The organism is Streptomyces sp. NPDC018610 (genome assembly GCF_044391765.1).
GTDB lineage: Bacteria > Actinomycetota > Actinomycetes > Streptomycetales > Streptomycetaceae > Streptomyces.
In genome coordinates, this window is the sequence record NZ_JBISAL010000018.1 from 1 (window position 1) to 9680 (window position 9680).

Here is a 9680-nt window from a genome sequence, read left to right on the forward strand (position 1 = left end):
ACCGTCCGCAGCTTCGACCCCTGCCTCCCCTGCGGCGTCCACATGTACCTCGGCAACGGCAAAACCCTCACCACCACCCACACCCCCACCTACGGAGCGTGAGGAGCGGATCATGGGCAGCATCAGAGTCGGCAGCCCCGACGTGAAGCCCGACACCCCCCGGCACGTCACCGGACTGCACCAGGGCAACAAGGGCCCGTACCACCGGCAGCAGGGGCACCACAAGGACGGTACGTCCGACGCGCGTCGCTCCACCGGGATCCACTGGAAGAAGCACGACGCGATCATGAAGATCATGCCGAACATCTCGCCCGGCTGACCAGCGGGGCGGCCACCGGCCGGCCACCGCGGGAACAGGGCACGAGCACAGGAGACACGGCACAGCGGGACGGACAGGGAAGGAACGCGGGAATGACAGCCAAGAAGGTGGTGGCGGCTCAGCTCGCCGTGGTCGGCGGGCTGGCGGTCGCCCTGCTGGTCAAGGAGATGCCCGGCATCATGCGTGAGATCAGGATCTGGCGCATGGTCGGCATCCGGTAGGACCGCGGAGCGCGTGACACCGCGCCGGGCGAACGCCCCGCGCCCCGCCCCGGCCGCGCATCGAGCGGCCGGGGCGGACGGGCGTCAGGCGGGCATCCCCAGCAGGACGAGGGGCGCGGTGGTCGGCTGCCGCGCCCCGCCCGCCGGCTCCATGGTGATCCCGGCCCCCGAGGCGCGAGCGCCTCGGCGACCCGCGGGCGGGTCAGCCCGCGGCAGTACGCCAGGGTCCCCGACGGGCTGGAACTCCGTCAGGGTGCGCAGACTCCGCCGTACCCGCTCCTGCCCCAGCCGGGTCCCGGCCCGCTCGGTCGCGTCCGGCTCGGCTGACGGTTTCCCGCCGATGCCGCACGGCTTCCCTCACGGCGGTTCTCTCAAGGGCGCGCGAGACGAGGGGACGGACGTTCCGGCGTGATCCGGGGCGCGGTCGCGGACGGGTCGCAGCCACCATGGAGCACAGGGGACGGCGGCCGGTGCGCCCGCGGTCGGGGCTCAGCCGTTCGGGTCAGCCGCGGATGCGGGGCGGTGACGGCGCGCATAACGTCGGAACCGCACACCGGCGGGGGACTCGCCACACGGTCCGGAAGGCATCCGAACGCCCCCGGCCGCGTCCGCGCCGCAGGAGGCCGGTCGACGATGAGACTCACCAAGCCGCGGCGCCGCGACCGTGCCCGCCCCCGGCTCACGGCGCGGTGGCGCGAGGCGGCGGGCCGCCGTCTCACCCCGGTGCAGCGGTCGCTGCTCGTCACATGGATCTCCTTCGGGGTGACCTTCGGCACCGCACGTGTGATCACGCACGGCATCCGGGGCGGCTGGCTCCCCTGGGGCGACGTGTCCGCGGGCGGCCGGCATCTGCACCACTACAACCTGGGGATCGCCGCGCTCGCGGCGGTGGGCCTGATCGCCGTACGCGGCGACGAGCAGGCCGTCGGACACCCCGCGGTGGCGGCCTCCTACGGCTGCGGAACCGCGCTGATCTGCGACGAGTTCGCCCTGCTCCTGGACCTCCAGGACGTGTACTGGGCCAAGCAGGGCCGGCTCAGCGTCGACGTCTCGCTGGGCGTCATGTCCACGCTGGGCGCCTATCTGACCGCGAAACCGTTCTGGCACGAGGTGGGCCGCATCACCCGCGATCACATCGCCTCCGTGGCCACGCGCGACCCGCACGAGGCCGCCTGACAACGCACGGAGACCGCACATGCGCAGGAACATCAGGACCCTACGAATACGGCACCGCGGGGCCGGGCCGGCGGACGGGAAGCCGGACGCCACCGGGGACGACGCCCCGGCCCGCCGGGCGCCCGGCGAGGCCCCCCGCCCGAAGGCGCGGCCGGAGGCCGGCGCGGTCAGCGACCCCGCCGCCGAGGCGGCCGACCGCGGCGTCCCCGTCGGCGCGGCCGTCGGCGGGACCGCGGAAGGTGCCGTCCTCGCCGCCGAGCCCGCCGCCCCCGCCGAGGACACCGCCTCTGCCGCCGAGCCCGGCACGGCGGGCGACCCGGCCCCTGTGGCCCCCGCGGCGGACGACGCGCCCGACGACGGGCCGTGGGCCCCGCCCGGCGCGCCGGGACGGCCCGGGCGCGTACGGACGCGTATGTCCCGGACCGATCCCTGGTCGGTGCTGACGGTGAGCTTCCTGGTGTCGACGGGACTGGTGGTGTGCACGGCCGTCACCCTGCCTCCCCTCTGGACCGTGCTCGGCCTGCTCGGCCGGGACCCGTGGCCGCCGCCGGCCTGGCAACTGGGGCTCGCGGTCGCCACGGTGGTCCCGGCCACCCTGTTCACCACGCTCTGCGCCTTCTGCTACAACCTCTCCGCGCGCTGCGTCGGCGGCGTCGAACTGACCCTCGCCGAAGGCCCTCCGGACACCCTGCTGCCGGACGCGACGGCGGCAGGCCCACCGCCCGGCCCATGACCGCCGGGCCCCGCTCCGCCGGCCCATGACCGCCGGGCCCCGCTCCGTCCCGCACCGAACAGATCACGTCCCGCCCTTGCTGACCGGACCGGACCGGCTCCGTCCGCTCCGACGCGTCCGGACCGTTTAAACGAACAGCGATCCGCACACCCCTTAATGACATGGACCACCGCGACACGCCAGCACAGGGCCCGGCCTGCTCGGTCGACCTCTCCCACCGGGTACGGGCCCACTGCCCCGTCGGCAGGGGACCCGAGGCGGTCGTCGTCGACCCCGGCCGGCGCCGCGCCTACGTGGCCTGCTCCCGCGGCGACGAGGTCGTGGCCCTCGACCTGGACCGGGCCGCCCCGGTGTGGCGGGCCGCGGTCGGCCGTGAACCGATCCCGGTCGTGCTGGACCTGCCCACCCGGCGGGTGTTCTCGGCCGACGCCCGTTCCGACACCGTGACGGTGCTCGACGCCGACACCGGCGCGCGCGTCGCACAGCTCCCGGTCGGCTGCTACCCCGCCGGGCTGGGCCACCATCCCGGACTGCGCCGGGTGTTCTGCGGCAACACCGCCGACGGCACGGTCACCGCCATCGACGCCGACCACCTGGAGATCGTGGGTACGGTGCGCGCCGAGCTCGGCGCCGGCAGCATCGCCGTGGACACCGTGCGCGACCGCGCGTACTGCGCGAACTTCATGGCGGGATCCGTGACGGTCTTCGACGCCGCCACGCTGCGCCCCCTGGAGCGGATCGCGGTCCGCGAGGGCCCCTGCAAGGCGGTGGCCGACCCCGCCGCCGGGCACCTGTACGTGGCCAGTTCGCTGCACGGCACCGTCAGCCGCATTCCGCTCGACGGCGGCGCCGTGCTCGACGAGCTGCCGGTCGAACGGGCGCCGGTCGGCATGTGCGGGGACGAGACGGGCGGCCGGCTCTACGTCTGCAACCGGGGCGCCGGCACGGTCAGCGTCCTGGACACCCGCGCCGGCCGCGAGACGCACCGCGTCACGGTGGGCAACGCCCCCGGCGACTGCGCCCTGGATCCGGTCTCCGGCACCCTGCTGGTGAGCAACGCGGGCAGCGGCACGGTGACCTTCGTCCACCGGCCCTGGCTCCCGGGCCCCACGCAGCCCGCCGTACACCCCCTGGTGGGCCGGGCGCTGCCCGACTTCGCACTGCCCGACCTGCGTGGCGGCCGGATCCGCACGTCGCGGGAGTGGGCCGAGAAGAAGTACGTGATCAACTTCTTCGCCAGCTGGTGAGGCCCCTGCAACGCGGAGGCGCCGGTCCTGGAGGAGCTGCGCCGCCGTACGGCCCGGTCCGGGCTGGACGTGATCATGATCAACGTATGGGAGAACACCGACCCGAGGCAGGAGGCCGCCGACTTCGCCGCCGTCTGGGACATCGGCGCCACCGTGCTCCTGGACGGCACGGGCGAGTACGCCGCCCGTCTGGGCATCCGAGGCGTCCCGACCAACGTGCTCGTCGACGCCTCCGGCATCGTGCGCACCGTCGGCGGCACCACCCCCGCCGAGCTGCACGCGGCGGTCGGCGAACTGCTCGCCGACGACTGAACCGCGCCCGCCCGCCCGGCGACCGCTGCCCGGCCACCGAGCCGACTGCGGTCCCCAGGCGCCCGCCCGGACGGGAGCGGGCGGCTCCGGTTCGCTCCCGCCGTCGGCGCACCGTCGTCGGCCGGACGGCACGGGTCCCGTCCGCCCGGACCCGGTCCGCACCGACGGAGTCAGAGGGCCGACGGGGTCAGGACCATCGCCGGGTTCAAGACCGCCGACGGGCTCAGGACAGTCATCGGCTTCAGGAGCGCTGCCGGGCGGGCCGCTCGGTGTCCGGGCCGGGGCCGCCGCGCTCGCCCGGCGCCGTGTCCCACTGGTCGCCCGCGGTCGTGGCGCTCGCCAGGCCCACGCTGCCCGCCCCGACCAGCGCCACGCCGATCGCCTCCGGCAGCACCCGCACGCCGAGCCCGATGTACTCCTGGAACAGCACCCAGCCCAGCGCCACGCTGGTCAGGGCGTCCCCGAGGGTGAGCGCGGGCTGCGAGGCGGTCAGGCTCCCGGCGCGGAACGCGCTCTGCAGCAGCAGGAAGCTCAGCATTCCCACGGCCAGGGTGACGTACGGCGGCCACTGCGTCAGCACCACGTCCAGCCCCTGCCCGAGCCGCCCCATCACCTCCTTGATCAGCGCGGCCGTCGCGGCGAACGACACCGCCGAGGCCAGTCCGAGCAGCGCGGCCCGCGGAGCGCCCTCGACCAGACGGGAGGCGACCAGCACCACGACCACCACGCCCAGCACCGCGCCGCCCACCGTCAGCCACAGACCCGGTTCGGCCGTGGACTTCCCCTCGGCGGGCGACGCCGCGCCCAGGAACAGGGCCAGCCCGACGGCGAGCGCGGCGAACGCCAGCCAGGTCCGCCGGTCCGGACGGCTGCGGAAGACGAGACCGCCCACGGCCAGGGTGAACAGCAGTTCGCTGGCCATCAGCGGCTGGACGACGGACAGGCTGCCCACGGCCAGCGCCGCCGCCTGCAGCACGGTGGACAGCCCCAGCAGCCCGGCGCCGGCGAGCCAGTACGGGCGCCGCAGCACCCGTGCGAGCCAGCGCAGCGCCTGCCGGGCCCCGCTGCCCTCGTCGGACTCGTCCGTGGCGGCCCGCCGCTGGAGCACGGAGGCCGAGGCGTTCGACAGCGCGGCGAGCAGCGCCAGCGCGATGGTCAGGGGACTCACCGGCGGCCGTCCGAACCCGGTCTCGGTCCGCGTGCGCCGGCACCGTCCCCGGCGGCGTGCCGCGCCGGCGCCGTCCCGCCGCCGCACGCGGTGCGTACGGGCCCGGCGGCCGCCCGCGCCCGGCCTGCCGGGCGCGCCTGGGCGGCGGGCCGGAGCCTGGATTCCGGGACGGCGTCGAACACGGTGGCTGACCTCGGCTGCGACGGTGAACGCCCGAAGGCGGCCGGAGGACCGGCTGCCCCCGGGGCCGGGAGGGCTGGGCCGTCACGGAGTATCCCGGCACCGGCGCCGCCAAACGCGAACGCCCGCGGCCCTTCGGAACCCGGTCCCGCGGCCGTGCCGTCACCGGATCCGGGGCAGCCAGTGGTGCTCGCAGAACCAGCGGCCGAACATCGCACCGCCGTAGACGACGAAACCCACGCCGGTCAGCCACGACTCCACGACGAGCACGATCCCGACCGTGCCGTAGCTGATCGCGTTGTCGACGATGAGCGGCGTGAACACCAGGTTGGAGAAGACGCGCAGGCCGCCGAGGCCCACCATGGTGGCGATCGCGCCCGGCAGCAGGCGGCGCCAGGGCACCTGGCCGCCCAGCAGGAAGTGCTGGCCCCACCAGAAGAACAGCGCGCCGGTGCTCGTGGACACCGCGACCCGCTCCAGGCCCTGGAACTCCCGCCGGTTCAGCACCTCCTGGTACAGGTACGCGGTCAGCAGGGCCAGCCACGTCAGCTGCCGCCACACGCGGTGCCAGGGGCCGGGCGGCAGGGCCCAGATCCGTTCGTAGCCGTTCTGCACGCTGCCGGCGAAGGACACCCCGAACACCGCGAGCAGGATGCCGCCCCAGATGCTGGTGGTGCTGATCACCTTGACCGGGGGACTGATGATGTCGGTGAGCACCCGGGCGGAACGGCCGGACAGCCCCATGCCGTCGACCAGCCAGAAGGCGAAGCCGCCCTCGCCCAGCGGGTCGGCGGCGGCGACCACGATGAGCAGGGGCGCCAGGGTGACCAGGGAGAGGGTGGCGAAACCCATCGCCCGGTGCATCAGCTCCAGGTCGCGGCCGCGCCGGACCAGGGCGAGCGCGCCGAGCCGGTCCTCCAGGGAGAGTACGGCGCGCCGGATCCGGGGGAAGCGGCGGCTCACGCCCGCCACCCCGCACGGGCGGACGGCCGGCCGCCGGGGCCGGGCCGCCGCCCTCTGCTGTCACCGGTCATCCCGCCGCTCCTCGGGGTTCTCGGGGCCGCGGCTGTGCGGCGGATCGTCCGGTCGCGCGCCCGCCCGCGGTGCCTGTGTCCCGCCGACGGGCGCGGCGGGGCCGACGGCTGCGCCACCAGACATACCAGGTAGGCGGCCCCGGGCCGGCCGACCGGGCCGCGAAGGCCGACGTGCGGGTGACCTCCCCGCAGACCAGGGTCCCTCCGGGACCGTGGACGTGCCCGTGGACGTCCTGTCCGGACCCGGCCTGACGTCCTATCCCGACCCGGCCGGTTCCTCCCGGACCACCTGCGACGGCCTGGGATGCTCGGCGGCCGTGCCGGAGGCCAGGGCGGAGGCGAGGGCGAGCAGCACCAGGACGACGGCGGCGAAGAGGTAGACGCGTCGCCGCTGGCCCGGCCTCGGCCGCGGGGCGGTGATCTGCTCGAACGTCTCCAGCTTCTCCGCCAGGAGAGGATCCTGCGTCACCAACTGCTTCTCGATCTGCGCGAGTTCGCGTTCGAAGTTCACGAGGGCTCCTTCGGATCCGGCGAGACGTCGGATACGGCGGTGGCTCCCCGGCGTCCCACCCGGGCCCCGGGGCCGGCGCCCGGCACGGGCGCGGGGAGAGCCGCCGTCGGCCGGGGCCGATGCGGTCCGTAGCTCCGCAGTACCCCCGTCGGCGGCCGTCGACGCGGAAAACCCGGCACCGGCCGCCCCGATCCACACGCCACCCGCCGTGACGCTGCCGACCGTGACACCCGCACGGGGTCACGCTCCCGCAACCGCCCGGCGGCTCATCGTCGTCCCCGCCGCGCGGTCATGTCCCGCAGGCGGTCGAGCGGTCCCCACACCTGGGCGGTGAGCCTCACCAGCGGGGCCGCGTCCGGGGCTTCGGGGCGGGGCCGGGTCGGTCCGGACGCCTCGGCGTCGCGCACCTTCGCCCCGAGCTCGCGCAGGATCTCCGGCGGGCACAGCGCCTGCAGCCGCGGGAACAGCAGCTGCTCGTCCTCCACCGTGTGCCGCGTCGCCCGGACGACCACGGACAGCAGCAGCTCCGTGAACTCCTCGCCCTCGGGATCCGCCGCCTCCAGCGCCGCGAGCAGTTCCCCGATCTCCCGGTGCTCGCGCAGCCCGCGCTCCGCCCAGCCGTCCCCGTCCGGCAGGAACCGGCGCACCGCGGGATACAGGTGGGCCTTCTCCGCCACCGAATGGCGTACCAGCGCCACCGAGACCCGCTCCACCAGGGCCGACCGCTCGGCGCCGCCCGGGGGCGCCGAGCGGATCCGGTCGAAGAGCGCCCGGATCCGCGCGTGGTCCGCCGTCAGCTCCCCGACGACGCCGCTTCGACTGTCCACACCGTGTCCTCACTGTGGCAATGGGGGTGCTCCCGGCACGCCTGCGCCGTGTGCCCGGGCCGCACACCCAAGATTGAAACACCTGGCGGACGCCGGTGACGACACCTGAGGAGCGTGATGCGGGCGTGCTGACGCGGCGACGCAAGGCGAGACTGGAGGCCAGGGCCCGGCAGGCCGCCTTCCAGGCGTACGTCGTCGCCGACCGGCGCGCGCCCGTCTCGGAACTGGCCGGACAACTGCTGCGCAAGGCCTTTCCCGACCACTGGTCCTTCCTGCTCGGCGAGATCGCCCTGTACAGCTTCGCCCTCCTGGTCCTCACCGGGTCCTTCCTGACCCTCTTCTTCGACCCGAGCATGGCCGAGGCGCCCTACCAGGGCTCCTACGGGCCGCTGCGGGGCCTGCTGGTCTCCCGGGCCTACGACTCCACCCTGTACCTGAGCTTCGACGTGCGCGGCGGGCTGCTGATGCGTCAGATGCACCACTGGGCCGCACTGGTGTTCGTGGCGGCGATCGGTGTGCACATGCTGCGGATCTTCTTCACGGGCGCCTTCCGCAGGCCCCGCGAGACCAACTGGTTCGTGGGCGTCACCCTCTTCATGCTGGCGCTCCTGGAGGGGTTCTGCGGCTACTCGCTCCCCGACGACCTGCTGTCCGGCACGGGTCTGCGCACCGCCGACTCCATCGTGCAGTCGATCCCGGTCGTCGGCACGTATCTCGCCTTCTTCGCCTGGGGCGGCCCCTTCCCGGGGCAGCGGATCATCGGCCGGCTGTACATCGTGCACGTGCTGTTCGTGCCGGGCCTGCTGATCGCGCTGATCGCCGTGCACCTGATCATGGTGGTGTACCTGAAGCACACCCAGTGGTCCCAGCCGGGCAAGACCAACCGCAACGTGGTGGGGCAGCCCATGTTCCCCGCGTTCACGGCCAAGTCGACCGGGCTGTCGCTGATGGTGTTCGGCGTCCTCGCCGTCGCGGGCGCGATCGCGCAGATCAACCCCATCTGGGCGTTCGGCCCCTACGTCCCCGACCAGGTGTCCACCGACGCCCAGCCGGACTGGTACGTCGGCTTCCTGGAGGGGGCGCTGCGCCTGATGCCCGGCGTGGAGTGGAACGTCGCCGGACACACCCTCATGTGGAACGTCCTGCTGCCGGCGGTGGTCCTGCCGGCGCTGCTCTTCCTGGTGCTGTACTGCTATCCCTTCTTCGAACGGTGGATCACCGGCGACCTCGTCGAGCACCACCTGTGCGACCGGCCGCGCGACCGCCCCGTGCGCACCGGGCTCGGCGTCGGCGCCATCGTCTGGTACGCCGTCCTGCTGCTGGCCGGCGGCAACGACGTCATCGCCGAGACGTTCCGCGTCTCCGTCGAGGGCCTGACGTGGATCTTCCGGGTGCTGTTCTTCGCCGGCCCGGTCCTCGCGTTCCTGGTCACCAAACGGATCTGCCTCGCCCTGCAACTGCACGAGCGGCAGCTGCTCCAGGAGGGCGAGGAGAGCGGCCAGGTGTACCAGGACCTGCCCGGCGGCATGGCCGAGAGCCACACGGACCTCGACGCGGGGCGCCGGTACGAGATCCTGGTGAAGGACGTCCCGCTGCCGCTGGAACGCCCGGGCCCCGGGGCCCCGCTGCGCCGCCGTCTGCGGGCCGCGCTCAGCGCCTGGTACTACGGCGAGCGCGTCGAGGCGCCCGCGACCACGGAGGAACGGCTCCAGATCACCGGCCGTACGGCCGCTCCGGTGCCGGACGGGGCGGCCTCCTCGCAGGAGCAGTGAGCGGACGGCCGTCCGCCGGTCCGGGGACGCCGCCGTCCTGGGCGTGCGGCCGCCGGTCCGGCGCGGCGCCGGGGGGGGGCCCCCCCCCCCGGGGGGGGGGGCGGGGCGGCGCCGCAGCCGCCGCGCCCCCCGGGGGGGGGGGCGCGCCCCCCGCGCGAGGGCCCCCCCCGCGGGCCCCCC

10 protein-coding genes and 1 pseudogene are annotated in these 9680 nt (G+C 74.8%); 7 read left to right on the top strand and 4 right to left on the bottom strand.

Features of this window, described 5'->3' with window-relative positions:
* Nucleotides 1-112: 112 nt before the first annotated feature.
* From ACH5A8_RS33155 to ACH5A8_RS33180, 6 genes and pseudogenes are all read left to right on the top strand, one after another.
* Nucleotides 113-319: a hypothetical protein gene (locus ACH5A8_RS33155; RefSeq protein WP_399007706.1), complete on the top strand. Its 207-nt coding sequence runs from the start codon at nt 113-115 to the stop codon at nt 317-319.
* Between the two features lie 92 nt (nt 320-411).
* Nucleotides 412-540: a hypothetical protein gene (locus tag ACH5A8_RS33160; RefSeq protein ID WP_399007707.1), complete on the top strand. Its 129-nt coding sequence runs from the start codon at nt 412-414 to the stop codon at nt 538-540.
* 633 nt (nt 541-1173) lie between these two features.
* Complete coding sequence (locus ACH5A8_RS33165; RefSeq protein WP_399007708.1) at nt 1174-1716, top strand: hypothetical protein; 543 nt, start codon at nt 1174-1176, stop codon at nt 1714-1716.
* Between the two features lie 19 nt (nt 1717-1735).
* Complete coding sequence (locus tag ACH5A8_RS33170; protein ID WP_399007709.1) at nt 1736-2449, top strand: DUF3566 domain-containing protein; 714 nt, start codon at nt 1736-1738, stop codon at nt 2447-2449.
* A gap of 161 nt (nt 2450-2610) precedes the next feature.
* Nucleotides 2611-3696, top strand: coding sequence for a hypothetical protein (locus ACH5A8_RS33175; RefSeq protein ID WP_399007710.1), 1086 nt, complete (start codon nt 2611-2613; stop codon nt 3694-3696).
* 12 nt (nt 3697-3708) lie between these two features.
* Nucleotides 3709-4008, top strand: a pseudogene (locus tag ACH5A8_RS33180) (TlpA family protein disulfide reductase); the annotation flags it as partial.
* 241 nt (nt 4009-4249) lie between these two features.
* Here ACH5A8_RS33180 and ACH5A8_RS33185 read toward each other — a convergent pair.
* From ACH5A8_RS33185 to ACH5A8_RS33200, 4 genes are all read right to left on the bottom strand, one after another.
* Entirely contained in the window at nt 4250-5176 is a 927-nt protein-coding gene (locus ACH5A8_RS33185; RefSeq protein WP_399007711.1) for a DMT family transporter, read from the bottom strand.
* A 342-nt stretch (nt 5177-5518) separates the two neighbouring features.
* The gene (locus ACH5A8_RS33190; protein WP_399007789.1) at nt 5519-6298 is read right to left on the bottom strand and encodes a ribonuclease BN; all 780 of its coding nucleotides are present in this window, start codon (nt 6296-6298) and stop codon (nt 5519-5521) included.
* Nucleotides 6299-6646: 348 nt separating this feature from the next.
* A complete protein-coding gene (locus ACH5A8_RS33195; RefSeq protein ID WP_399007712.1) occupies nt 6647-6901 on the bottom strand; it encodes a DUF3040 domain-containing protein in 255 nt (84 codons plus the stop codon).
* A 266-nt stretch (nt 6902-7167) separates the two neighbouring features.
* Nucleotides 7168-7728, bottom strand: a complete 561-nt coding sequence (locus ACH5A8_RS33200; RefSeq protein ID WP_399007713.1) for a hemerythrin domain-containing protein — start codon at nt 7726-7728, stop codon at nt 7168-7170.
* A gap of 125 nt (nt 7729-7853) precedes the next feature.
* Between ACH5A8_RS33200 and ACH5A8_RS33205 the strand changes: the two genes are divergently transcribed.
* Nucleotides 7854-9500: a cytochrome bc complex cytochrome b subunit gene (locus ACH5A8_RS33205; protein WP_399007714.1), complete on the top strand. Its 1647-nt coding sequence runs from the start codon at nt 7854-7856 to the stop codon at nt 9498-9500.
* The last annotated feature ends 180 nt before the right edge of the window (nt 9501-9680 follow it).

Bases quoted from the DNA above. Each gene is read 5' to 3' on its own strand.
- ACH5A8_RS33155 (WP_399007706.1), top strand. From the start codon at position 113: ATGGGCAGCATCAGAGTCGGCAGCCCCGACGTGAAGCCCGACACCCCC.
- ACH5A8_RS33160 (WP_399007707.1), top strand. From the start codon at position 412: ATGACAGCCAAGAAGGTGGTGGCGGCTCAGCTCGCCGTGGTCGGCGGG.
- ACH5A8_RS33165 (WP_399007708.1), top strand. From the start codon at position 1,174: ATGAGACTCACCAAGCCGCGGCGCCGCGACCGTGCCCGCCCCCGGCTC.
- ACH5A8_RS33170 (WP_399007709.1), top strand. From the start codon at position 1,736: ATGCGCAGGAACATCAGGACCCTACGAATACGGCACCGCGGGGCCGGG.
- ACH5A8_RS33175 (WP_399007710.1), top strand. From the start codon at position 2,611: ATGGACCACCGCGACACGCCAGCACAGGGCCCGGCCTGCTCGGTCGAC.